27 protein-coding genes are annotated in these 24286 nt (G+C 45.4%); 19 read left to right on the forward strand and 8 right to left on the reverse strand.

The features are described from left to right. Positions 1-62 precede the first annotated feature (62 nt). Together R2S67_RS16490 and uspA are read right to left on the reverse strand one after the other, a co-directional pair. Entirely contained in the window at positions 63-941 is an 879-nt protein-coding gene (locus tag R2S67_RS16490) for a carboxylate/amino acid/amine transporter (RefSeq protein WP_006741764.1), read from the reverse strand. A gap of 64 nt (positions 942-1005) precedes the next feature. Beyond that, positions 1006-1431: a universal stress protein UspA gene (gene uspA, locus R2S67_RS16495; protein WP_005379165.1), complete on the reverse strand. Its 426-nt coding sequence runs from the start codon at positions 1429-1431 to the stop codon at positions 1006-1008. A 281-nt stretch (positions 1432-1712) separates the two neighbouring features. On the opposite strand from uspA, the gene ftnA reads away from it, so the two are divergent. From ftnA to R2S67_RS16510, 3 genes are all read left to right on the forward strand, one after another. Then, positions 1713-2240 (forward strand): non-heme ferritin, encoded by a 528-nt coding sequence (gene ftnA / locus R2S67_RS16500; protein WP_005379167.1) that lies wholly within the window; start codon positions 1713-1715, stop codon positions 2238-2240. Positions 2241-2331: 91 nt separating this feature from the next. Further along, positions 2332-2655, forward strand: coding sequence for a universal stress protein UspB (uspB, locus tag R2S67_RS16505; RefSeq protein ID WP_005394407.1), 324 nt, complete (start codon positions 2332-2334; stop codon positions 2653-2655). A gap of 180 nt (positions 2656-2835) precedes the next feature. Further along, a complete protein-coding gene (locus R2S67_RS16510; protein WP_317345803.1) occupies positions 2836-4029 on the forward strand; it encodes an NAD(P)/FAD-dependent oxidoreductase in 1194 nt (397 codons plus the stop codon). Between the two features lie 96 nt (positions 4030-4125). On the opposite strand, the gene R2S67_RS16515 is transcribed toward R2S67_RS16510, so the two are convergent. Beyond that, positions 4126-5469: a sigma-54 interaction domain-containing protein gene (locus R2S67_RS16515; protein ID WP_048624593.1), complete on the reverse strand. Its 1344-nt coding sequence runs from the start codon at positions 5467-5469 to the stop codon at positions 4126-4128. Between the two features lie 435 nt (positions 5470-5904). On the opposite strand from R2S67_RS16515, the gene R2S67_RS16520 reads away from it, so the two are divergent. The 5 genes from R2S67_RS16520 to R2S67_RS16540 all read left to right on the forward strand — a co-directional run bounded on the left by R2S67_RS16520 (position 5905) and on the right by R2S67_RS16540 (position 9220). Next, positions 5905-6456, forward strand: coding sequence for a BON domain-containing protein (locus R2S67_RS16520; protein WP_012841234.1), 552 nt, complete (start codon positions 5905-5907; stop codon positions 6454-6456). A gap of 45 nt (positions 6457-6501) precedes the next feature. Next, on the forward strand, positions 6502-6678 hold the full coding sequence (locus R2S67_RS16525; RefSeq protein WP_012841233.1) for a DUF1328 family protein: 177 nt from the start codon (positions 6502-6504) through the stop codon (positions 6676-6678). 8 nt (positions 6679-6686) lie between these two features. Continuing rightward, the gene (locus R2S67_RS16530; protein ID WP_048624594.1) at positions 6687-6884 is read left to right on the forward strand and encodes a hypothetical protein; all 198 of its coding nucleotides are present in this window, start codon (positions 6687-6689) and stop codon (positions 6882-6884) included. 103 nt (positions 6885-6987) lie between these two features. Beyond that, positions 6988-7419 (forward strand): hemerythrin domain-containing protein, encoded by a 432-nt coding sequence (locus R2S67_RS16535; protein ID WP_193448006.1) that lies wholly within the window; start codon positions 6988-6990, stop codon positions 7417-7419. A gap of 142 nt (positions 7420-7561) precedes the next feature. Further along, on the forward strand, positions 7562-9220 hold the full coding sequence (locus R2S67_RS16540) for a diacylglycerol kinase family protein (RefSeq protein WP_317345808.1): 1659 nt from the start codon (positions 7562-7564) through the stop codon (positions 9218-9220). A gap of 222 nt (positions 9221-9442) precedes the next feature. On the opposite strand, the gene R2S67_RS16545 is transcribed toward R2S67_RS16540, so the two are convergent. Continuing rightward, complete coding sequence (locus R2S67_RS16545) at positions 9443-9841, reverse strand: hypothetical protein (protein WP_005379193.1); 399 nt, start codon at positions 9839-9841, stop codon at positions 9443-9445. 155 nt (positions 9842-9996) lie between these two features. Next, positions 9997-10434 (reverse strand): DUF2383 domain-containing protein, encoded by a 438-nt coding sequence (locus R2S67_RS16550; protein ID WP_005394423.1) that lies wholly within the window; start codon positions 10432-10434, stop codon positions 9997-9999. Positions 10435-10797: 363 nt separating this feature from the next. Here R2S67_RS16550 and R2S67_RS16555 point away from each other — a divergent pair, with 363 nt between their 5' ends. The 4 genes from R2S67_RS16555 to R2S67_RS16570 are packed head-to-tail and all read left to right on the forward strand — an operon-like array spanning position 10798 to position 13059. Beyond that, positions 10798-11046: a hypothetical protein gene (locus tag R2S67_RS16555; protein WP_005394426.1), complete on the forward strand. Its 249-nt coding sequence runs from the start codon at positions 10798-10800 to the stop codon at positions 11044-11046. A gap of 46 nt (positions 11047-11092) precedes the next feature. Beyond that, positions 11093-11605 (forward strand): hypothetical protein, encoded by a 513-nt coding sequence (locus R2S67_RS16560; RefSeq protein WP_124007321.1) that lies wholly within the window; start codon positions 11093-11095, stop codon positions 11603-11605. Then, on the forward strand, positions 11550-11945 hold the full coding sequence (locus R2S67_RS16565; protein ID WP_317345813.1) for a hypothetical protein: 396 nt from the start codon (positions 11550-11552) through the stop codon (positions 11943-11945). The genes R2S67_RS16560 and R2S67_RS16565 overlap by 56 nt, the downstream gene beginning before the upstream one ends. 43 nt (positions 11946-11988) lie before the next feature. Then, positions 11989-13059, forward strand: coding sequence for an AI-2E family transporter (locus R2S67_RS16570; protein WP_139059543.1), 1071 nt, complete (start codon positions 11989-11991; stop codon positions 13057-13059). An 18-nt stretch (positions 13060-13077) separates the two neighbouring features. Here the strand turns inward: R2S67_RS16570 and R2S67_RS16575 are convergent, their stop codons facing one another. After that, positions 13078-15525: an EAL domain-containing protein gene (locus tag R2S67_RS16575; RefSeq protein ID WP_317345815.1), complete on the reverse strand. Its 2448-nt coding sequence runs from the start codon at positions 15523-15525 to the stop codon at positions 13078-13080. A 191-nt stretch (positions 15526-15716) separates the two neighbouring features. Then, entirely contained in the window at positions 15717-16625 is a 909-nt protein-coding gene (locus R2S67_RS16580; protein ID WP_203342897.1) for a DMT family transporter, read from the reverse strand. Positions 16626-16793: 168 nt separating this feature from the next. Here R2S67_RS16580 and rmuC point away from each other — a divergent pair, with 168 nt between their 5' ends. The 7 genes from rmuC (at position 16794) to tatC (ending at position 22983) form a co-directional block, all read left to right on the forward strand. Beyond that, on the forward strand, positions 16794-18326 hold the full coding sequence (gene rmuC, locus R2S67_RS16585; RefSeq protein WP_005394435.1) for a DNA recombination protein RmuC: 1533 nt from the start codon (positions 16794-16796) through the stop codon (positions 18324-18326). 78 nt (positions 18327-18404) lie between these two features. Continuing rightward, positions 18405-19184: a bifunctional demethylmenaquinone methyltransferase/2-methoxy-6-polyprenyl-1,4-benzoquinol methylase UbiE gene (gene ubiE, locus R2S67_RS16590; protein ID WP_005379210.1), complete on the forward strand. Its 780-nt coding sequence runs from the start codon at positions 18405-18407 to the stop codon at positions 19182-19184. A gap of 11 nt (positions 19185-19195) precedes the next feature. Beyond that, positions 19196-19831, forward strand: coding sequence for an SCP2 domain-containing protein (locus R2S67_RS16595; RefSeq protein ID WP_065646522.1), 636 nt, complete (start codon positions 19196-19198; stop codon positions 19829-19831). Beyond that, positions 19828-21462, forward strand: coding sequence for a ubiquinone biosynthesis regulatory protein kinase UbiB (gene ubiB, locus R2S67_RS16600; RefSeq protein WP_104974618.1), 1635 nt, complete (start codon positions 19828-19830; stop codon positions 21460-21462). Before R2S67_RS16595 ends, ubiB begins: the two co-directional genes overlap by 4 nt. A gap of 52 nt (positions 21463-21514) precedes the next feature. After that, positions 21515-21760, forward strand: a complete 246-nt coding sequence (tatA, locus tag R2S67_RS16605; protein WP_005382958.1) for a Sec-independent protein translocase subunit TatA — start codon at positions 21515-21517, stop codon at positions 21758-21760. A gap of 3 nt (positions 21761-21763) precedes the next feature. Beyond that, positions 21764-22162, forward strand: a complete 399-nt coding sequence (gene tatB / locus R2S67_RS16610) for a Sec-independent protein translocase protein TatB (protein WP_005382959.1) — start codon at positions 21764-21766, stop codon at positions 22160-22162. Positions 22163-22230: 68 nt separating this feature from the next. Next, positions 22231-22983, forward strand: coding sequence for a twin-arginine translocase subunit TatC (gene tatC / locus R2S67_RS16615; RefSeq protein WP_005394442.1), 753 nt, complete (start codon positions 22231-22233; stop codon positions 22981-22983). A 460-nt stretch (positions 22984-23443) separates the two neighbouring features. On the opposite strand, the gene R2S67_RS16620 is transcribed toward tatC, so the two are convergent. After that, positions 23444-24205 carry a TatD family hydrolase gene (locus R2S67_RS16620; RefSeq protein WP_006741775.1) on the reverse strand — a complete coding sequence of 254 codons (762 nt, stop codon included), beginning with the start codon at positions 24203-24205 and terminating at the stop codon, positions 23444-23446. Between the last annotated feature and the right edge of the window lie 81 nt (positions 24206-24286).

The following is a 24286-nucleotide window of genomic DNA, read 5'->3' on the forward strand; positions in this document are numbered from 1 at the left end:
AAAAACGCTCTCCARYTGGAGAGCGTTTTTTATTGTCGGTATGTGTGTTGGGAGTGGTCGCTTTACTTCTTGGCGTAGCTCATTTCGACGCGCTTTTTCACCCAGGTTTCGTTAATCCATAGCGATAGCATGATGATCGCACCGCCAATGGCGAGTCGCATGACATCAACATCGCGGTTCCAAATCACAATGTTCACAATCAAACCCGCCGGAACCAATGCGTTGTTCATTACTGCAAGTGCTCCTGCGTTCACCATGGTTGCGCCTTTGTTCCACGCGAAGTAACCAAAACCGGAAGCAATTAAACCAAGGTACGTCAGAATGCCCCATTGCGTTGCGGTGGTGGGTAGTTTGTCGAGGTTGCCCATCAGAGCGAAAGCCACGGTTGCTACACAAAGCGCACCTAAGTAGAAGTAACCAAACACGGTGTGTTGTGGCAAATCAACCGGCTCACTTTCCATGATGTATTTGTAGCCTACCTGACCAATGGCAAAACAGAGGTTTGCTCCTTGTACGACCAAAAAGCCCAGCAGGAAGTCTTCATTAATGCCTGCAAACTTAATCCAGGCTGCGCCAAATACAGCAATCGCCGCGGTAACCAAATACCAAGGTGAAAAGCGACCTTTCAAGAAGTCATAGATCAGCGTGACGTAAATGGGTGTGAATACGGTGAACAGCAATACTTCTGGCACGGAAAGGAGCAAAAAAGATTGGTAGTAGAAGCAGTACATCAGACCAAGCTGAAAGCCACCGACCGTCATCAGTTTCGCGATTAAGGATTTGCTAACGCCACGGAATTTTAAAAAGGGAATGAAAACCAGACTCGCCAGTGCCACGCGCATGAACACCGAGAACCAAGAATCAACCTGACCAGCGAGGTAAACGCCGATCAGGCTAAATGAGAATGCCCAAAGTAGGGTAACTGCGGATAGATAAGCCATGGATGAGAATCTTTATCAACAACAAATGTGCCCGCAGTCTAACCAAGTTTTAACGTCGCGCCAATCAGTCTTTTAGCGGTACGACCAGCATATCGACTGGAGAGCAGTTAATCAGTTGTCGAGTCGAAGACAGAATCTTGCTCCAGAAATCTTGGTGATGACCACAAACCACCAAATCGATACTGTAGTCTTGAATGGTATCGCACAGCTCATTACTCAAATCGCCACTACCGACCAACGTATGGGCTATTGGGTATTGCGCATATTCTGCGAAATTCGCCAATTGTGTGCGCGACGCTTCCATTGCTTGATGTTGCGCTTCTGCCATATTGATGTCGATAAGCCCGGTGTAGAGCTCTGCGTAGTTCACGTCGATGTGAATAAAAGAGACTTTCGCATCCAGAGGTTTAGCCAGTGATACGGCTTTTTTAATCAACACTTTACTGTCGTCTGACAGGTCGACTGCCACAAGTATGTGTTTGTAACTCATATTGCTATCTCCTTGTAAGGTCATAGTTTTAGATTAGCACTAACCCCCAAAAAAATTTGCTGAAGTGATCTCATATCAGTGTCGTAGGTACAAAGTCTTGTCTCAGTAATCATGTTATAGTGGCGTTATACCCAAGTGACTTTGAGATGCGGAGTTCAGCGCTCCGTTACTGACTATAGTTCAAGTAAAACCTTGCCTCTGATGTAGAGCAAGTCAATCTCGCGGCGTCGTTTATCTCGAGGTTACTTGGGTATATTGCATGCACATTAATAGGAGTTAACATGCTGTCTCAAACTATGGTCGAACAATTGAATGAGCAAATTAACCTAGAATTTTTCTCATCCAATCTATACTTACAAATGAGTGCTTGGTGTGAAGACAAAGGTTTTGAAGGTGCGGCTGAATTTTTACGCGCTCACGCCGTAGAAGAAATGGAGCACATGCAACGCCTATTCACCTACGTAAGTGAAACTGGCTCAATGCCAATTTTGGGCGCTATTGATGCACCAAAGCATGATTTTGCTAGCTTAGGTGATGTTTTCCGCGAGACCTTCGAACATGAGCAAATGATCACGGAAAAAATCAACAAATTGGCACATGTTGCATTTACTAGCCAAGACTACTCAACGTTTAACTTCCTACAGTGGTACGTGTCTGAACAGCACGAAGAAGAGAAGTTGTTTAAAGGGATTTTAGATAAGATCGAATTAGTAGGTGAAGATGGTAAAGCATTGTTCTTCATCGACAAAGATCTAGCACAAATGGCGAAAGAAGGTTCATCTTCAATCATGGATGCTCCAGCTGCGTAAACGCGTTTTTTGACGCTATAAGTAGCGGATAAAGACGAAGCATTGATCGTCTTTTTCTCTTGAGCATTGTTGAAGATGTAGGGAGGAAAAGATGATTAGTGGAGACACAATCTTATTTGCGCTAATGGTGGTAACTGGAGTCAACATGATCCGGTATCTCACCGCTCTTCGTTCTCTAATTTACATCATGCGTGAAGCGCATCCGTTGTTATATCAGCAAGTTGATGGCAATGGCTTTTTTACCACCCATGGAAATGTCACCAAACAGGTGCGTTTGTTCCACTACATCAAAAGTAAAGAATATCACCATCACCACGATGAGATTTTTACTGGTAAGTGCGAAAGGGTGCGTGAGCTATTTGTTTTATCGACCGCTTTGCTCGGTGTTACCCTACTCGCGGCCTTCATTCTTTAAAGAATCAATAATCTAGCGAGTTAATCTCCTAGGATTGTACGGGTATGCATAGCGCTTACCGTTTAAGCGCTTTTCCCCTTCGAGATTTGTCGGTAGAATGTCGCGCCTAGAAAGCAAGGATGTGCAATGTGCACATCCTTTTTTATTTCGATTCGATCCCAATCAGTCTAAGAGCTACCGATGAGTAAGAAATTTGATGTTGTTGTAATTGGCGCAGGTGCAGCGGGTTTGATGTGTGCTGCAGAAGCCGGCAAGCGAGGCCGCCGTGTTTTGGTGCTCGATCATGCTAAAAAGCCAGGACGTAAAATCCTTATCTCAGGCGGTGGCCGTTGTAACTTCACTAATTACGACGTCTCAGCCAGCAACTACCTATGCCAAAACCCGCATTTCGTTAAGTCGGCGCTTTCTCAATACACCAACTGGGATTTTATCTCGATGGTGTGTAAGCATGGTATTGAATTTGAAGAGCGCGATCACGGTCAGCTGTTTTGTGTCGATGCGTTTACGGCGAAAGACATCGTGAAGATGCTGTTGGCTGAGTGTGACATGCCGAATATCGAGCAGCGTTACCAATGCGATGTTCACTCAATTGAGAAAATCGATGAAGGCTTTCGTTTGCATGCTGGCACTGAGATTGTCGAGTGTGAGTCTTTAGTTATCGCAACCGGTGGCTTGTCGATGCCAAAACTGGGGGCGACACCATTTGGCTATAAAGTCGCGGAACAATTTGGTCTTCGAGTTATCCCAACTACGGCAGGGCTTGTACCATTTACGTTGCATAAAGAAGACAAAGAAGACTTTGCTGAGTTATCTGGTATCGCAGTACCTGCGGAAATTACAGCTGAAGATGGCACGATGTTCAAAGAAGCCCTGTTGTTCACACATCGTGGTTTATCTGGCCCAGCCGTTTTACAGATTTCATCATTCTGGCGAGCGGGGCAAAAGGTGTCGATTAATCTGGTGCCAAACGATGATGTTGCCGAGTTATTAGAACGCAGCCGTGAAAAGCATCCGAATCAGTCGCTCAAAAATACGCTCGCTAAAGTGCTACCAAAGCGCTTGGTTGAAGTCTTGATTGAACGTAAAGAGCTGGTCGATAAACCGCTAAAGCAGTTCAATCACAAGGAGCTTGCGGCGATTGTGGATCGTTTAGAGCATTGGGATATCGCCCCGAATGGCACTGAAGGCTACCGAACCGCGGAAGTGACACTCGGCGGTGTGGATACCGATCACTTATCTTCGAAAACCATGGAATGCAAAGACATCAAAGGGCTGTACTTCATTGGCGAAGTGATGGATGTGACTGGCTGGTTAGGGGGCTACAATTTTCAGTGGTGCTGGTCGAGCGGCTTTGTCGCGGGTCAGTGGGTGTAATCAAACGCTACACATCCGCATAAAAGATAAGATAAAAAAGAGCACTGAATCGTATTCCGTGCTCTTTTTATATTCTCATTGTATTCCCACAGCGAGTTACTCGTCTTGATACTTTTCGAGTTTGTTGTAGAGCGTTTTAACGCTAATGCCTAACTCTTGCGCAGATTCCGTTTTATTGCCTTGATTCTCTTCAAGCGTATTGAGAATGGCGGCTTTTTCTAGCTCTTCTAGTGAAACGCCCGCTGGAACAAGGTCTTCGATGCTTGTGCCTGTTTCCAATGGCGGTGTATCGAATATCAGGTGTTCATCTCGGATGGTGTCATCAGCCAAAATAAATGCACGCTCGATCGTGTGTTTGAGCTCACGGACATTACCTGGCCAATCGTGTGCAGCGATTTTTTGGATGGCAGAATCAAGAATGGTTTTGGTTTTAGCCTCATTTGCGTTGCGGTGCGCGATAAAGTGTTTAGCCAGACCGACGATGTCACCGCCTCGATCTCGCAGTGGCGGTATCGTTAATGGGAAGTGCGATAAACGGAAAAACAGATCTTCACGCAGGAACTGCTCTTCAATGGCGACTTTAGGATCACGGTTGGTGGCGGCAATGATGCGAGTGTTGGCGATATGCACCGTATTACTGCCCACTGGGCGATACTCTCCGGTTTCCAACACACGCAATAGCTTCACTTGATGCTCGATAGGCATCTCGGTGATTTCATCTAAAAACAGCGTGCCGCCTTCTGCCTGTTTAAATACACCTTGGTGAGTTTTATTCGCTCCGGTAAAGGCGCCTTTTTCATGACCAAACAGTTCACTATCGACCAACTCTGGGCTAATCGCACCACAGTTAATCGCGATAAAGGGTTGTTGCTTGCGATCACTGGCTAAATGAATGGTCTGTGCCACTAACTCTTTACCCGAGCCGCTTTCACCGACAATGAGGACGTTGGCTTCTGTTTTTGCGACGCGTCGGATCATGCGATAGAGCTGATGCATTGGCGATGAGGACCCCACCAAAAGGCCAAACTGGTCGAGATCGCTAGTGGACACTTTACGTCCTTGATCTTGTTTTTGCTGATAGTACTGGCTGACTTCGCTTAGGGTGTCCGTCAAAATGGCAATATCGACGGGTTTTCTGTAGTGAAAAATTGCACCTAAGTTCATTAGCTTATCCAAATTTTCGTTTGGAGCACCAGAGCTAATGATGATCAAGTCCATATCGTAGATGTCTTCGATATTAGAAAGGCGCTGGTAATCTGCGCTAGTAAAGTGGGCGACTTCAACAATCGCAACTTCCGGTTTGAGTTGTAGGAAATCTTCAATCCAACCATCTGCGGCATCGGTATTATGCAGACGAAATTTGTTCAGTTCCTGGCAAGAGGCAATAGCATCTTTAAGTGTCGGGTCTTGTATTCGTAGAAACAGGCTTGGCAACGACATAGAAATGTCCTCTTTACTATGACAGAAACAATGTACGTGGATTATTCTAAGTGCACAAGACAAAATATTGTCAGCAGAGATTTAAGGGTCTGTAGGCTATTTTAATTTTGTTGATCCTCTCTTGGTATATATCAGTAATAATTCTGATAAATATTGCTTCTTTATTCGGGTGTCTCACATTTTAAATAATAATTCTGCGATTAAGTGAAGTCGAAGAAATAATGTCTCATCTTTTATTGGCGTATTATGTAATTGATTGCGAAATTATTAACGATTAAAAATTACATTTCTTCTGTGTAAATAATTCATGCTTATATTTTCTTGTTTGTCTTATTTTTATCTCTTGCTTTTATTATTCATTTAAAAACAACGAGTTAAAAACTTGGCACATGGTTTGCTCCTATGGAAATACAACGTCAATAAAGGAGAATTACCATGAATAACATCGCAGCTAAAATTGTACTTACGTCAGTTCTTGCTACTTCATCTACAGCAGTCTTAGCGAGTGATAAATGGGAAAAAGAATCCATGGACGCTTGGCTAGATGGTAAAGCCGAAACGACGCTGCTGCTAAACAGTAACCTCAACTCTTTTGATATCAACACCGATGTTGAAAATCAGGTAGTTACCCTTTCTGGTTCGGTAAACAATGACCTTGAAAAATCGCTTGCCGAAGAGCTTGTAACAGGTCTTGATGGTGTGAAAAAAGTAAACAACGAATTGTCAGTGGTGAATGAAGGTAAGAAAGAAACCGATTCAGAGGCATTAGCCACACTGACCGACTCTAAAATCACGACTATAGTTAAAACGCGCCTACTGATGGATACCAATGTAAGTGGTACGGACATTGATGTAACGACGGAACGTAAAACGGTAACGTTGGCAGGTAAGGTTAATTCAGATGCGGAGCATGATCTTGCACTTTCAATTGCAAATAATACCAATGATGTAAATAAGGTGATTGATAAGCTAGAAGTGGTTCAATAATAACGAGCCGAGTGACCTAACCCACTTTTATTAGGAGGTAACACTATGGTTCGTTGGATGTTTATTTTTCTGGCTTTGGCACTGGTTTCTGCACTACTAGGTTTTACTGGTATTGCAGGGGCGGCGGCCTCTATCGCGCAAGTGATATTTTACCTATTCCTATTGTCATTAATTGTATCAATAGTGATTGTTCTGCTAGGAAGAAAAAACGTAAATAGATAGGAGATTTCATGCGACTTACGTCATTAATTTACCGTATCGCCGCAGTATTTGGTTTGGTGTTCGCACTGGCTGCTTGTAGTGAAGAAGGGCCAATGGAACAGGCAGGCAAGAAGATAGATGAAGCCGCCGAAGAAACTCAAAATGCGATTGAAGATGAGTGTGAGAATATTAAAGAGAACTTGAACGCAGAAGACCAAGATTGTTAGTCGAGTCAGGTCAGCTTTTTGTTCACAGCAATGTAAGAGAAGGGCGGTCAATCACCGCCCTTCCTTTTATCCCAAGTGTTTACAATCAGATGAGGAGTCAAAGATGAAAAACATATTTGATGTACTAAAAGAGAGTCATGAAAAGCAACGCCTTTTACTCGATGCTCTGATGGAAACGTCTGGAGATTCCCCTGCACGCGAAGAGTTTTATCACAATCTTAAGGATGAACTCGAACAGCACGCCGCCGCAGAAGAGCGCTTTTTCTACGCGCCTTTAATCGAGAGTGATAAAACCATCGATCTTACTCGTCATGGCATCGCAGAGCACCACGAGATTGATAAAGTGATTGCACAGCTTGATGCAACCGACATGAGCTCGCCAGGATGGCTCAACCTCATGAAAACTTTGCGTCACAAAGTATTGCACCACCTCGAAGAAGAAGAGCATCGTTTTTTCCAATTGGCCGGTAAGGTGATGACCGATCAGCAGAAAATGAAACTAGCGGATAGCTACGTCGAAGAAATGGCTAGTTAGGTGGAGTATTGGTCCTTTTCGTGCCATTTCGGCACGGGAAGGGGCCCAATCAAAGCGTTTACCAAGCTAATTAGCCTAAACTAGAACCAGCTTATTCTCACTTTCACTAAAAAAGCGCACTCGCTGAAGGCAAGGAGAGCGAATGTTTATCATCAAATATTATATTCTTGGCGCTCTGATCAGTTTATTGGCTGCTATTTATATTCCCCAAATCATGGTTAGCCTGTTGTTCTTGTGGGTATCTCTTTCTTTAGCATTAGTCAGCGTAGCCTACGTTTTCGACATTCCCTCCATTTTTAGAAAAAACCAAGACGGTAAGATTGTCAGGTGGATCCGCTGGGCATTCATCCCCTTTTTGCTGGGCGCTAGAGCGTATAATGCCTGGGAAAGACGGCGCGATACTGTGCCTCCAATCCAAAAAGTCAGCGATAATTTATACCTCTCCCGTCGGCTATTTCAGAGTGACTTAGATTTTCTCGAATCCAATGATATCTCTTGTATTGTCGATGTCACCGCAGAATTTGCTGGGCTTGAAAGTGCGATGACCGACAAGCAGTTTCATTACCTTTCGATTCCGGTACTCGACCACAAAGCCCCAACGTTGGAACGCTTGCGTCATGCGATTAACTGGATTGATACGCAAATCTCGTGCTCGCGAGCTGTGGTTGTGCATTGTGCGTTAGGGCGCGGTCGTTCGGTGTTTGTTGTTGCGGCGTATCTACTGAGCAAAGACTCGTCGCTGACGGTTGAATCTGTGATGAAAAAAATCAATGACGTGCGCAGTACCGCGAGATTGAATAAATTGCAGATCAAAACGTTACGAGCGATAAGTGAAAAAGGCGTACTGGGTCTGGATCAATCCACTTGGATGGTGGTCAACCCTGTTGCAGGTGGTGGCAAATGGGAGGAAAACGAACAGCACTTGATTCGTGAACTAACCAAAAAATATCGTTTGAGTATTCATCAAACCACGACAGGCCTCAGCGCCGAGCAGATCACGCTTCAGGCAAAAGAAAGTGGTGCTAAGCAAATTATCGTAGCGGGTGGCGATGGCACAGTGACGGAAGTGGCGAGCCAGCTGGTAGGTACTGATATCAAACTCGGTATTGTTCCGCTCGGGACCGCCAATGCGTTATGTCATGTGCTCTATGGAGTTGGCGCAAAATTCTCACCAGTCGAAAAAGCGTGTGAAGCATTGCTAGCAGGTCACTGTCAACGTATTGATACGGCGGAGTGTAATCAGAGGCTTATATTGTTAGTCCTAGGTATTGGCCTAGAGCAGAAAATGATCGAGCATGCGCAGCGAGAAGAGAAAAACACCTTTGGACAATTGGCCTACTTAACGGGCTTTTTTAACGCGGTGGTGGCGGAAGAGACGCAGACGTTGACTGTTGCGATGGATGCGCCATTTGAAGATGAAAACCGCGAAAATGGATCACAAACGCTAGAAGTTCATAGCTTTGTCGTTGCGAACATCGCTCCTTTTAGTACGTTGCTCGCGCAAGGTGGTGGTGCTCCGCAGCCTGACGATGGCAAGCTGCATATCACGTATTTAGATAACACCGAATCTTTAGGTGGACGCCTCATCGCATTGTCTGATCTGACATTAACCAGCGTAGGTGCGCAGGAGGAATCGACTCATTTTCAATACGCGACGGCTCAGAATGTCACTATTTCTGCGAACAAACCGATTGAGTATGTGATTGATGGTGAGCTTTATTCTGATGAGCAATTAGCGATTAAGCTTCGTCCAAAATCGTTGAATGTATTTGTCCCAAGCGGGAGAAGTAAATCGGCTTAGCTTTAAAACAGATAAGCAGTGGATAATGCGCGATTTGCCTAGTGCTTTGATTTGCCTAGTGCTTTATAGCGTGCCTTTGTTTACCGGTTTAGTCGTAGTTTTGAAGGAACCAATAAGGTCGCTGCGTAGGTGCAGCGGCTTTTTTTATATCGGTATTTTTTGTATCTGAGAGAGCGTCTATTTATCGTTCTCGAAGTGAAAGGAAGAAGGGGGTGAGTATGACTACTCACCCTGGGGTAAGTGCTTTTCAATTTCATCGTTTTCGACTTGTAAAGCAGCTAACCAGTAAGAAACAAGCGCCGTTAAGTTAGTGTCGTCAATGGCTCTGAGTAGCGCTTTTAAATCATCTAACAACAACTTGTTCATGAAATGCATTTCTTTGTAATTACCTAATTCGGCAACGCCGTATTCGGTGGCATTTTCTGCAATGAATTGTTCACCATCTTGGTCGAAGAACAACTTCGCCATCTTTTTGATCATCACTTTTTCTATTTTAACGAATCGATACGCCGCTCTTGCGAGTGTCATATGCGATTGCGGATTAACGAGAGGCAAACACGTTTGGCGATGGTGTGTCATTTTTACGAGTAGCTCCCTTACTCGATTATTATCCAATGTCATACTGACCTCTTTATTTATGACTACCGTGTTGATTACTCGGTTTAGTGTTTTCTAGTTTTGGTTGTATTGAGGTGCCTGTGGTCTTATCAGAAATGGCCAAAACGAGTTGGCCATTTTCTCTGCCAGCGCTTGATTGCAAAGGCGACCACTAAGGATCAGCTGATAAGGCTGATGCTGCTGAGCTTTTCTTTACAGCTTTTGATATCACTGCGAACTTTCAGTAGAACCGAATTATCCGCTTGCTCTGGGTGGCTAGTAATTAGGTTTTCAATCTCTTTGAGCACCTTGCTTTCAACACCTTCGAGCTGTTCCAAATACATGGACTCTTTGTCAGAAGACACCTCCTTCATCACATCGCTGTACACTTCACGCGCTTTAATGGTGTAGGAAACCGGAGTGTCGTCGGCAGAGTCTTCCTGGTTATTTGCCAATGTGTAGGGAGTAAGCTCAAGCACCGCTCGCTCACGTACTCTAAGCAGTTCTACCAACACATTATTCAAAGAAGTGTTGTCAATGTTCTCAATGGCCTTGTTGTAAATGTCATTTCCGCTCTCGATAAGCTCAATGATTGAGGCGATATTTTCATTTTTCATATCTCACTCCTGATTTGGTTGGTGATGGGAGTGTTTGTACGTATGGGGAACAAACACCGATGTTTCATCTTTAGTTGCAGGTTGTATGCCAAAGAATGTTATTTTTCTATTAATCAATTGGTTATGAGTTTATTGCGCAAGAATTGGAGGGGTGCAGACAAGGCGCTAAGAAAAAATTACAAGAATGCTGGGGAAGTCTGGAAAGAATTACACGTACAGATAAGCATTTGTCGTGAAATAAAACAAAAACCAATTAAAAACATGTACTTATAATTTTGGCACGGATATGGCTTTGTAGTGAGTAAGTGAGTTCAAAAGTTGTTTCACTTGATTTACTACTCAACTCATCAACGGAGGCTAGTTATGGCTACAACAAAAGAAAGCACAGTAAAACCTCAAGAGCAGTTAGAAGAAGCATATCACTTGGCGGAGCAAGCCACGACGGAAGCCGTCGGCGCAATGAAAGACCAAGCTAAAGAGAAATTTGATGTGGGCGCGGAACACGTTCAGCAGGCGACCAAGTCGGCAGAGAACGTTATCAAGGAGCGTCCATTGCTGAGCATTGGTTGTGCCTTCCTTGCGGGTTGGGCGGTTTCGAAGCTGATCAAATAATCACGGTCCAACGGATTAAGCCACATAACAGAAGGCGAGGGTTCCAATGAATAACTCCGGACAAGTCACCAACCAGCAACCAGGCTCGGCCGCAGCAGACAGCGGTCGAGCCCCAAGTGGGGCAGAAGAGCAGGATATCCAACAAACCATCAATGGTTTGAGCAGTATTCTTTCACAACTGGACCAATTGACTCAATCGCTGAAAGCGTGGTCGGGTTCAACGTTGGATTTGTTCCTCTTGGAGGTGAAAATTAATGCGTCCGCAGCGCGACAGATTTTGCTGTGCACCATTGTTTTTACCTTATTGTCGGTATTGTTCGTGTTCAGTTTGTGCCTTGCTTCTGGTGTTGTGGCTTATCAGCTGACCGCTAACGTGTATGTTGCAGTGGGCGTATTTATTGCGTCCTTAGGTTTGGCATTATTGTCTTTAGCTTGGTGGCAGAAGCGTTTAGTTGGTTTCCTTGGATTCAAAAATACGACAGAACAGTTGCAGGAGGGGTGGGATGCGCTCGCTACAAAAGCTCAATCGAGCCATGCGAATCAAGCGGATGGAAGGTAAGGCATCTTTAGAGCAATGCTGCTTGTCGATGGAAATGTTCACGTTTACCACTAAGAAGTTTGTGAAAGAAAATCCTTGGACGACGCTAGGTATTAGTGCTGTCGTTGCCGTTACCGCTGCCAAAGCGGGTCGATTGTCTCGACTGACTTCCTCTATTTCTTCCATGGGGCTATTGGCGAGTAGTGTCTCCGAACTAACGGATTCGCTTGCCAAGCCAGTTAGGGCCGCGTCTTCTAACCAGTCGGGCGTAGAACAAGAGCGAAATGCTGAACCACAAGCAGGCACTACTGCTTCGACAGAAGAGACCGCGACACAAACAGAAGTCGAGCAACCCCAATAACGGCTTTCGCCGATAATGATTCCTACCGACCTTGAGCCTTTTTATGACAGCGAAATTGAACATCCCTGCCAACACCGCGATTGGTGCAACCCTTCTTGTCTTATTGCTCGTTCCAGGGTTGTATTTTGCTAAGCCAATCTTGTTACCTATTGTGCTTAGTACCTTTATTTCTCTGTTATGCAGTCCTTTCATTAATTATCTTGAAGACAAAGGTTTACCGCGCGCGATTACCGTCGTGGTGACTCTGTCATTCTTGGTTGGTGCTTCAATTATTGGCCTTGCTGCCATGTCGGAGCCAGCTAAGCAGTGGTGGTCTGAACTACCCAGTATCGTGAAAAATGTGTCGCAAGAAGTGAGTGAAGTGACTCAAGCCTCGGCGGATCACCTTAATACGCCGCTGAATATTGCCAGCGATATGGGTATGGATGAAGTCGGGAATAACACCGTATTTTCTTTGGTGAAGACACTCGCGACCACGACGCCGACCATTTTGACACAAGCGATGATCGTGCTGTTTATGGTTTATTTTATGCTCAATCATGGACGCAGCTTATTTCGAAAGTCAGTGTCGTACTTGCATGGGTTTGCCAAGCAGCGCCAAGCGATTGAACTGGTCAAAGCACTACAGAAAGACCTATCTCGATACATTGGCACTATCACGTTGGTGAATGCGGGACTTGGATTGAGTGTTGGGGCGGTGTTTTTTGTTTTAGGCCTTGAGGACCCATTCTTGTGGGGCGCGTTTGCTGGCGTGATGAATTTTGCGCCGTATCTCGGCCCTGTCATCTCCATGGTGAGTTTCGGTTTTGTGGCTTATCTGCAGTTGGAGTCGGCCAGTTTTATGCTCACTGTGGTGTCTATCTATTTGTTGATCAACTTGATTGAAAGCCAGTTTGTTACGCCAACGTTATTAGGGAAAAGGTTCAACTTAAATCCGTTAGTGATCTTCGTTTGGCTCGTGTTCTGGGGTTGGCTTTGGGGCGGTATGGGGCTCTTAATCGGTGTACCGCTATTGGTCTGCATTAATATTTTGGTTGAGCGTCTGGAGCTGTGTCAATCAACTCAAAGTCAACCAAGCCAAACCATCCCCGAGGATGTGGCTCCACGAGAATGACTTGGGCTACAAGCTGGCTCAACGAAAAAGTTTTTCCGCACTTACTGGCTGGCTAAAAAGATACCCTTGACCGTAAACACAGCCTTTTTCGAACAAGTAATCGGCTTGCTCCTGAGTTTCTATTCCTTCCGCTACGACTTTCAATGACAGTGTTTTGCCCATGGCGATAATCGCATTCACAATCGCATTGCTATCGCTGTTGCTGGGTACATCACTGACAAACGAACGATCAATTTTCAGCTTATTGATGGGTAAACCTTTCAAATAAGACAAAGACGAATAGCCTGTGCCGAAATCATCCAGAGAAATCTCGATGCCTAAGCCTCTTAGTTGATTTAACGACGCAATGGCTTGTTGAGGGTCGATCAGTAAAAAGCTCTCGGTTATCTCCAAATCCAGCCGTTGAGCAGGAAAACCAGTTTGATTGAGGATATCGCTCAATCTCTGAATGAAATTCGATTGCTGAAGCTGTAATGCCGACACATTAACCGCAATTCTGCCAAACTCAATGCCTTGCTTCAGCCAAGCATTTCCTTGCTGACAAGCGTGTAGCAAGACCCACTCGCCAATGCTTTGGATAAGCCCCGTTTTTTCTGCAATTGGAATAAAGTCGGCTGGTGGTACAAGGCCAAATTCGGGGTGCTGCCAGCGTAATAAGGTTTCAACGCCAACAATCACATGTTGCTCCAAGTTGTATTGTGGTTGGAACTCTAATCGAAGTTGCTGTTTTTCTATCGCTTGATGCAAAGCAGATTGAATGCGCACATGGGATACCGATTTATCGGTTAAATCTGGCGAGTAAAATGCGTAGCCGTTGCGCCCATTTTTCTTCGCTAAGTACATTGCTGTATCTGCGTTTTTGAGTAAGGTTTCGCTGTCTTGGCCGTCTCTTGGGTATAAGGCTATGCCAATACTGGTCGAGACGCGCAGTGAGTCGTGATTTGCCAAGTCGAACGGTTGTTGGAAAACGCTGAGAATATCGCCGACAGTTTCCAGCAAAGCCACATCACTGTGGACGTCCGGCAAAATGATCACGAACTCATCGCCGCCAATGCGAGCCACATGCGCATTTAAGTGAAGAATATCTTGCAGACGGATAGCCAACTTAGACAGCAACTGATCACCACAAAAGTGACCCATGCTATCGTTGATGTGTTTGAAATGGTCGATATCTAGAAATAGGGTGGCAAACGTCTGTTGGTTCTTGTGCCCGGTTTCAATGTGTTGCTCAAGCAAGCTAAGTAAATGGGTGCGATTAGGCAGATTCGTTAACGGATCATAAAAGGCCATGCGCTGCAGTTTTTCTTCGTGCGCTTTACGCACGGAAATATCTTCAAATACACAGATGTAGTTAATGAGATGATTTTTATCGTCCATTACGGCACTAATGGTCGCTAACTGCGGGTAAATGCTGCCATCTTTCTTTCGGTTGATGAACTCGCCTTTCCATTGACCTTTGGTTTCGAGTTGATGCCACAACTGTTTATAGAAGCCTTGGTCATGATGACCTGAGCGCAGAATTCTGGGGTTCTTTCCAATCACCTCTTCAGAGCGATAGCCGGTGATTTGAGTAAAGGCTGTGTTTACATCAATGATGTTGGCATTGCGATCAGTAATGACCATGCCTTCTTGTGAATTATTAAAAATTTTGGACGCCAATGAGAGTTGCGTTTCGACCATTTTCCGGCGTGTGATGTTGCGCGTCATGCCCAGAATACCAATTAAGTTTCCGTCATTATCACGAACAGGAGACTTAATGGTTTCTAGCCAAGTTGGGTTATTGTTTTCATCAATTTGGCGGCATTCTTCGACGATGTTCAGCGTGCCTGTCGCCACGACCAAGTTATCGGCCTCAATGAACTTCTCTGCTCGCTCGTGGCTAAATAGTGCGAAATCATCTTTGCCGATGATCTCACTGTTGGTCTTTTGCCACGCATTTTCTACGCTTCGATTGGTCATCGAATAAAGACCATCCATGCCTTTTATCCAAATATGGTCTTCAAGACAGTCGATAAACTCTTGCAGCGTCGGTAATGGTGTGGTCGCTGCAGTTTGATGGCGTGTTCGTTCTTGCTGGTAGTGTGAGCTGACATCAAAGCTCATTCGCCCCACTAATGCACTCAGCCAAGCAGACACTACCGTGATTTGATCGTCAGGGTGAGTTAGCGCTAATACGGCAAACAGATCGCCATTTGGTAGCCAAATTGGACCTATGCTCAAGGTTTGCTGTCCAAAGGATGTGTGGCTTATCGTCAAGTCTGTCGGTTTAAATTGATCGGCAACTTGCACTACCACTTCGACGATAGCGCAATGATTTTGAACCGAGGTGGACACCTCAGTTGATAGCCACTGCTGGGTATCGCTCAGAGTATAAAGTTGTCCCTGAGCTTGAGTAGCATCACAGCATTGTTGCAGAGCCTGTTGCCAGTCTGCCATCAAAGGCGAAGGAATAGCGAAGCGAAACATAATTAATAACGTGTCCTGAAGCGCCCAAAGATAGTGGTATTAGAATCTAGCTTAAGCTATTGGGCCGTGTTGGTATCGTATCCAACGCTTAGGTAATTCCCAGCAGCGTAAGGCGCTTTCTATCATTAAACTGTTAGCTATATCTCTTTTTTATCCAACTCATTGCATCGTTTATTGAGGTTTTTTGTTCATCATTGAGAAGTGCTCATGGCTTTGGTTTTTTTACCCCACGATACTTGTTGGACCACTAATCCACTGATGATCAGTATTAAACCAATCAAGGTTGATGGATGAATTTCTTCACCAATGATGGTTGCCAATAGCATCAGTGAGATGAATGGAGAAGCAAAGATCAGATTACTGATGCGGGCTGTGTTTTGTGTCGATTTGAGGGCGCTTAGCCATAGGACGAAAGTGATCCCCATTTCAAATAGCCCGACATACGTCACCGCTGCCCAACCTTTAATTGAGATTGCCTGCCAGCTCGCACCTTCATAAAGACTTAAACCAATGGCAAATGGAATAGCGACCAAAAAACCAAGTAAGACACCAACCACAGGGTCGGCCTTATTTTTGGTGTTTAAAATCCAGTAACCAGCCCACAACAGTGTCGATAGCAGCGCCAACCCCACGCCCAACGGGCTCTCGAATTGCATGCCGAGAACATTGCCCTGTGTGGCAATCACAATCACGCCTACATAGCTAAAACCGCAAGCGAGCCAATCTTTAGCTCGGATCTTCTGCCCTAAGAAAACAGCAGCCATTAGCGTCAAGGTAATGGCCCAGCTGTAGTTAATTGCTTGGGCTTGAGATGCAGGAAGCAAGTCATACGCTTTAAAGAGAATGACGTAATACGCCAAGGGGTTAATCAACCCAAGCAGTAGGTAATACCAAGGGTTTGAGAGGAAGGTGGCACTTAACTGGCCCAACTTGCCTTGCACACCACAGATTATCGTCAGCGCAAGCGCAGAGACGATACTGGCAATGCACAGCATTTGGATTGGCGTAAATTCTGCCAACGTGAGTTTAAATGCGGTTGCAACGGTAGACCAAAGTAATACTGCTGAGAGCCCAAATCCTAGGGCGCGACGCTCGTTCATGATGCCTCTGCGTGATGATGTGCCGCTCGGTCTGGTTCATTTGAGCGGAAGAAAGAATATTATAGGAAGGCCTAGTGTATGCGAGGATTTTTCATCCAACAAACTGGACATTTATCCAGTGTCTAAATACCATTGTTATAGATACAAAACACAGGCTAACTCGCTATTATGCAATGGATTCTTGAGTACCAATCTCTCATTCTCTCTTCTCTTTGCGCTGCCACGCTTAGTGGTGTCGCCGTCGGTTGGTGGGTGAAACAGCGTTTTATCACCCAAACTCAGCTTCTCGAACAACAACTTGTTTCAGAAAAGCAGCTTCACCAACAGCAGCTTGAACAGGTTAAACAAAGCCTTGCCGATGCCCAGCAAGAGTTGGATGAATTAGATGATGAGCGCGATAAAGCCGCGTTTGAAGTACGCCAAACACACGGAAAGCTGATGGCAGCAATGGAAAAACTGCGTTACTTCGAGGCCGTAAAGCAAGAGCGCCAACAATACTTTGATGAGCTTGGTCAGATGCGTGAGCACAAATCACGTCTAGAAACGCAACTGCGTGAGCAGCAAGCACGTCATGAGCAAATCAACCAAGCCAATGCCGAAAAACTGCAAATTCTAGAGCAAGCGGAAGCGCGCCTGAAACAGCAATTTGAGCACTTGGCCAACCAACTGTTTGAAGAAAAAACCGCGAAGGTCGACTTGCAAAACCGTCAGAGTTTGGAAGGTTTGTTGTCACCGCTCCGAGAGCAGCTAGAAGGATTCAAAAAGCACGTTAATGACAGCTTTAGCCAAGAAGCTAAAGAGCGCCATACCTTAGTGCATGAGCTCAAAAACCTGCAACGTTTGAATGAGCAAATGACGCGCGAAGCGGTTAATTTGACCCAAGCGTTGAAAGGGGACAACAAGCAGCAAGGTAACTGGGGCGAAGTAGTGCTCGCTAGGGTGCTTGCCGAGTCTGGCTTACGTGAAGGGCACGAATATCAGACTCAGGTGAATTTGCAAAATGAAGCAGGCAAGCGCTACCAACCTGATGTGATTGTTCATCTCCCACAAAACAAACAAGTGGTTGTGGATTCCAAAATGGCGCTGGTCGCCTATGAGCGCTATTTCAACGCCGAAACTGATGCCGAGCGAGACCAGGCTTTGAGTGCGCACTTAGCCGCACTGCGTGCGCACATTAAGGGTTTAAGCATGAAGGACTACCACAAACTCAAAGGTATTCAGAGTTTGGACTATGTGCTGATGTTTATTCCGGTTGAGCCTGCGTTCCAAGTTGCGATTCAAGCCGATCCAAGCTTGATCAAAGACGCGATGGAGCAAAACATCATTTTGGTGAGCCCAACAACGTTGCTGGTGGCACTGCGCACCATTGATAATCTATGGCGCAATGAACGCCAGAATGAAAACGCCAAAATGATTGCGCAGCGCGCGACAAAACTCTACGACAAATTACGATTGTTTGTAGACGACATGGAAGGGCTCGGCGGTGCGCTGGATAAGGCGAATCAAAGCTATCAAGGCGCAATGAACAAGCTTGCCACAGGGCGCGGGAATGTGATTCGTCAAGCCGAAAGCTTTAAGCACCTTGGGGTTGAAATCAAACGACCAATTTCTTCTGATCTCGCACAGTTAGCGCAGAGTGATTCATTTTCAGAAAATGACCCGTTAGTAGAAAGACATCCGGCTGAGGATAAAGTAAACTAATCGCCCGCAGTGCAGTGGGCGATTTTATTTGTCAGCAAACGCCCCGCAGAGAGAAAGCGCTGCCTAAGAGGAATTAGAATGACGGACACAAGTTTGCAATCCAATACAGCGTTAGAGAATGAAACCACTCACTTTGGTTTCTCTACAGTGGCAAAAGACGAAAAAGTGACTAAGGTTGCCGAAGTATTCCACTCCGTGGCAACAAAATACGACATCATGAATGACCTGATGTCTGGTGGTATTCACCGCCTTTGGAAGCGCTTCACTATCGATTGTAGTGGCGCTCGCCCTGGCCAACGTATTCTTGACCTAGGTGGTGGTACGGGTGATTTGACGGCGAAATTCTCGCGCATTGTTGGCGATGAGGGCCATGTCATCCTTGCTGATATCAATAATTCAATGCTTAACGTTGGTCGCGATAAACTGCGCGATAACGGAATTGTGGGTAACGTGCATTACGTTCAAGCCAACGCAGAAGAACTGCCGTTCCCAGACGATTATTTTGATGTCATCACCATCAGTTTTTGTTTGCGTAATGTGACTGACAAAGACAAAGCGCTTCGTTCAATGTTCCGCGTATTGAAGCCAGGCGGCCGTCTATTGGTGTTGGAATTTTCAAAACCAGTGCTAGAGCCGTTATCGAAAGTATACGACGCATATTCATTCCACTTGTTGCCGAGAATCGGTGAGCTAGTTGCGAATGACTCAGAGAGTTACCGCTACCTAGCGGAGTCAATCCGTATGCATCCAGACCAAGAAACGCTGGAAGGCATGATGCAAGACGCAGGTTTTGAAAACACCAAATACTACAACTTAACTGGTGGTATTGTGGCTTTGCATCGCGGTTATAAATTCTAAGGGTTAACGGCATGCCATTTGAACCACTTATCACCGCTGTGATTGAAACGTCACTGAATACACTGATCAAAGACGACCCTGCATTGGGCCGTCGTTTAGCGCGTCTAAAAGGTCAAGTTATTCAAGTTCACCTGAAAGAGATCAATAAAACACTGACATTCGTTTTTAGTCAGCAAATTGATGTGCTCGGTCATTACGAAGGACAGCCAAACTGCTATCTATCGCTCAACTTGAGCGTGTTGCCAGAGCTGCGTGACCAGGCCAACATCACTCGCCTTATTAAACAAGATAAACTCGAGCTTGAAGGCGATATTCAATTGGCGCAGAAATTCTCTCAGTTGATGGTGGATTGCAAACCAGATGTTGAAGAGTGGTTGTCTCGCGTGACTGGCGATGTCGCCGCACATACCTTTGTGCAAGGTTCAAAAAACATAGGCAACTTTCTTGCGTCTCAAGCAGAAAAACACCAGCGTCATCTTGCGCAAGTAGTGACTGAAGAGTGGAAGTTGGCACCTGCTCCTCTAGAAGTGGCGTATTTTTGCGACCAGGTTGATGAGGTTCGCAGCCAGGCTTCTCGCGTTGAAGCACGCTTGACTGCTTTGCTGAATAAGCTGGATGCAAATAAGCCGGCATTGGAGAAACCATGACGCCAGCAGAACTAAAGCGCTTATACCACATCGCCAAAGTACAACTGGAATACGGCTTAGATGAGCTGCTTCCCGATCACCAACTGACCAAAGCTCCGTTATTACTGCGCAAAAGCCTGTTCTGGATTAAGAACAAGCATCCAGAAAAACCACTCGGTGAGCGCCTGCGTTTAGCGTTGCAAGAGCTGGGGCCAGTTTGGATTAAGTTCGGTCAGATGATGTCAACGCGCCGTGACTTATTTCCTCCGCATATTGCTGATCCCCTAGCTTTGCTTCAAGACCAAGTCGCGCCATTTGATGGTGAGCTAGCAAAAAAGCAGATGGAGCAAGCATTAGGTGGTCCGTTAGAAAACTGGTTTACCGAGTTTGATATCAAACCACTGGCGTCAGCATCGATTGCTCAGGTGCATACTGCGCGTTTAAAAGACTCTAACCAAGAAGTGGTATTAAAGGTTATCCGCCCAGATATTCGCCCGGTCATTGATTCAGATCTAAAACTGATGCACCGAATGGCGCGTATAGTCGCCGGAGCGATGCCTGAAGCACGTCGTTTGAAACCAGTTGAAGTTGTACGTGAGTACGAGAAAACATTGCTTGATGAACTCGACTTACGACGTGAAGCGGCGAATGCCATTCAGTTGCGCCGCAACTTTGAAGGCAGCGAAGAATTGTATGTTCCTGAAGTTTTTCCTGACTTCAGTAATGAAACTGTCATGGTTTCTGAGCGAATATATGGCATTCAAGTCTCTGATATTGAAGGCTTGAAAGCAAATGGCACCAATATGAAATTGCTCGCGGAGCGCGGCGTGAGTGTGTTCTTCACTCAGGTGTTCCGAGACAGCTTCTTCCATGCCGATATGCATCCGGGGAACGTGTTCGTCAAACCAGAACACCCAGAGAACCCAATGTGGATCGGGCTAGATTGCGGAATCGTTGGTACACTTAATAGTGAAGACAAGCGTTATCTGGCGGAAAACTTCCTGGCGTTTTTCAATCGAGACTACCGCCGAGTGGCGGAGTTACATGTGGACTCAGGATGGGTGCCTGCCGATACCAATGTCGATGAGTTTGAGTTCGCGATTCGTATTGTGTGTGAGCCTATTTTTGCTAAGCCGCTGTGCGAAATCTCCTTTGGTCATGTGCTGTTGAATTTGTTCAACACGGCACGTCGATTCAACATGGAGGTTCAGCCACAGCTTGTATTGCTGCAAAAAACGCTGCTGTACGTGGAAGGGCTTGGTAGGCAGCTGTACCCTCAGCTTGATTTGTGGGAGACCGCAAAACCATTCCTTGAAGAATGGATGATGAATCAAGTTGGGCCGCAAGCTTTGGTGAATGCAATTAAAGATCGCGCACCATTTTGGGCGGAGAAGTTACCGGAACTGCCAGAGCTGCTTTACGATAGCCTGAAACAAGGTAAAGCGATGAACCAACGCATGGATCAGCTTTATCAAGGGTATCGTCAGAGCAAGCGCCAGCAGGCGACAGGAAAGTTTTTATTTGGCGTTGGCGCCACTTTAGTCGTATGCTCGGCAATATTGGTGAACAATGCTTTTGAGCAGCTTTCGTTGGCCAGCGGTATCGCAGGTGTCACATTTTGGCTGCTTAGTTGGCGAGCTTATCGTCAATAGACGTTAAACTCTTGAAATATTTTTGTTTATTTAAAGACCCGAGGTAAAGAGAATGGGTGGTATCAGTGTTTGGCAACTTCTAATCATTGCTGTAATTGTTGTATTGCTATTCGGAACTAAGAAACTACGCGGTATCGGTGGCGATCTGGGTGGTGCCGTTAAGGGCTTCAAAAAAGCGATGAGCGAAGATGAACCTGCGAAAAATGACAAAGACGCAGACTTCGAACCAAAAAGTCTAGAAGAGCAGCAGAAAAAAGAAGCTGCTCCTGAAACGAAAAAAGACAAAGAGCAGGCGTAAAACGTGTTTGATATCGGTTTTTGGGAACTGGTATTAATATCTGTTGTTGGTCTGGTCGTTCTTGGGCCGGAGCGTTTGCCTCATGCTATTCGCAGCGTGTCTCGCTTTATCGGTGCCGCTAAGAGTATGGCAAATAGCGTCAAAGACGAATTGTCACACGAGCTGAAAGTCCAAGAGCTGCAAGAAAACTTGCGCAAAGCAGAGCAAATGGGGATGGATGATTTGTCTCCTGAGTTGAAATCTTCAGTCGAAGAATTGAAGAAGGCAGCGCAATCTGTAAATCGTCCTTACGCAAAGAACACCGATTCAGAGGCTGAGCCTGTAAAAACAGAGCCAGCAGCAGAAAAGGTAGAGAAAGCGGAAGAGAGCAAGGTTACAGCGGCAGATAAGAAAGCCGAATAGTCTCATTAGGAGGAGCTACTAGTGATTGGTAGCTCCTTTTTGATCTGGTTTTTAATAAGAGGTTTGCCATGTCTACCGTCGAGCAGACACAACCTTTAATTAGTCATTTGTTGGAGCTTCGCAACCGACTACTGCGCTCAATTTTGGCAGTGTTGGTGGTGTTTGTCGGACTAATTTATTTCTCTAACCACATTTACGAGTTTGTTTCCGCACCTTTAGTAGAGCGTCTACCTGAAGGCGCGACCATGATTGCTACGGATGTGGCTTCACCCTTTTTCACGCCACTGAAGTTGACGTTAATCGCTTCGGTATTTATTGCGGTGCCGTTTATTTTGTATCAAGTTTGGGCCTTTGTTGCTCCTGGCTTATACAAACATGAGCGTCGTTTGATTATGCCGTTGCTGTTTTCCAGCTCACTGCTGTTTTATTGCGGTGTGGCATTTGCGTATTTTGTGGTGTTTCCACTAGTGTTTGGCTTCTTTACTGCTATCTCATTGGGTGGTGTAGAGTTTGCGACCGACATTTCTAGCTATCTCGATTTTGTCCTAGCACTATTTATGGCGTTTGGTATCGCGTTTGAGGTGCCTGTTGCGATCATTTTGTTGTGTTGGACTGGTGCCACCACTCCAGAAGATCTAAGACAGAAACGGCCTTATATCATTGTGGCGGCGTTTGTCGTAGGCATGGTGTTAACGCCACCAGACATGATCTCGCAAACCTTACTCGCTATTCCGATGTGTTTACTGTTTGAAGTCGGTTTGTTCTTTGCGCGTTTTTATACGCGTCGAGGCGAAGAGGCAGAAGCGGAAACCGAAGAATAAGTTTACTGTAGATGTAAAAAGCGGCTCAATTGAGCCGCTTTTTTTGCGGTTGGTTTGTTTCTTGGGCTAACTACTTAACTTTCATGACGTAACCACACTTTGTGCATACGTATACTTCCTTGATGCCCAGCAGCTTTTGAAAAAAACTGCGCGGTACGCGTTGTAAGTAAGCACCATGTGTACACACTTCAACTTCCATATTCATGCTGTTTTACATTTGTGCTAATTAATGGGCATAAAGCAGTATAGAAAAAGAATATGTCTAATTGTCGACAGTTTTGCAAAACAGACGAAGTAAAGTGGCGATATGAGAGGTAAGTAGAGTTGCTAGTTAATTATTATGTTTATCAATAACTTTGTGTGGGTTGTTCTATTATTTCAATAGGTTGAATAATTCATTCAATAGTTTAGGTAATAAAAAAGCGACGTTGGTTTCGTCGCTTTTTTCAATTTTCGTGAATTAAATATTAAACAGCTTTTTGGCATTTTCAGTCGTTATTGCATCGATAGTTGCGACATCGACATCACGCAAGTCGGCAACACGTTGTGCAACGAGAGAAGTGTAGGCTGGTTCATTACGCTTACCACGGTGCGGTACAGGCGCTAAGTATGGACAATCGGTTTCTAAAATGACCCACTGCATATCCAAATGTGGAATGACTTTATCCATCCCGCCATTCTTAAAGGTCGATACGCCACCCAAGCCTAAGTGGAAGCCTAGCTCATTGATTGCTTGCGCTTCTTCTAAACTGCCGCCAAAACAGTGGAATACACCACGCAGACGACCATCTTGCTCTTGTCTTAGCAAAGTGAGTGTTTCTTCAATCGAATCACGAGTGTGGATCACGACCGGTAAATCCATCTCTTTTGCCCAGTTTAGCTGAGTCACGAATGCCATCTCTTGCTCGGCGCGATAGGTTTTGTCCCAATACAGGTCGATACCAATTTCGCCCACCGCAATAAACTTGTGTTTCTCAAACCAGCCGCGGATGATTTCCAGCGTTTGCTCAACGTTGTTATCCACATAGCAAGGATGGAGTCCCATCATTGAGTGGCACACGTCAGGATACGCCGCTTCGGTTTGTAGCATGGGCTCAATAGAGTCCAGATCGATGTTTGGCAACAGGATCTTATTAATGCCTTGCGCTAAGGCGCGTTGTACTACTTCATCGCGGTCGTTATCAAATTCGCTGGCATAGATGTGCGCGTGGGTATCGATCATCGTTACTCTCTGTGCTTCATGGTTGGTTTCGTATTCGAAGTATACTTGAGTGTGAGTGCTGGGTCATTTTCAGTTTTTTTC

Origin of the sequence: Vibrio sp. T13N, from assembly GCF_032970445.1 — a bacterium.
Lineage (GTDB): Bacteria > Pseudomonadota > Gammaproteobacteria > Enterobacterales > Vibrionaceae > Vibrio > Vibrio diabolicus.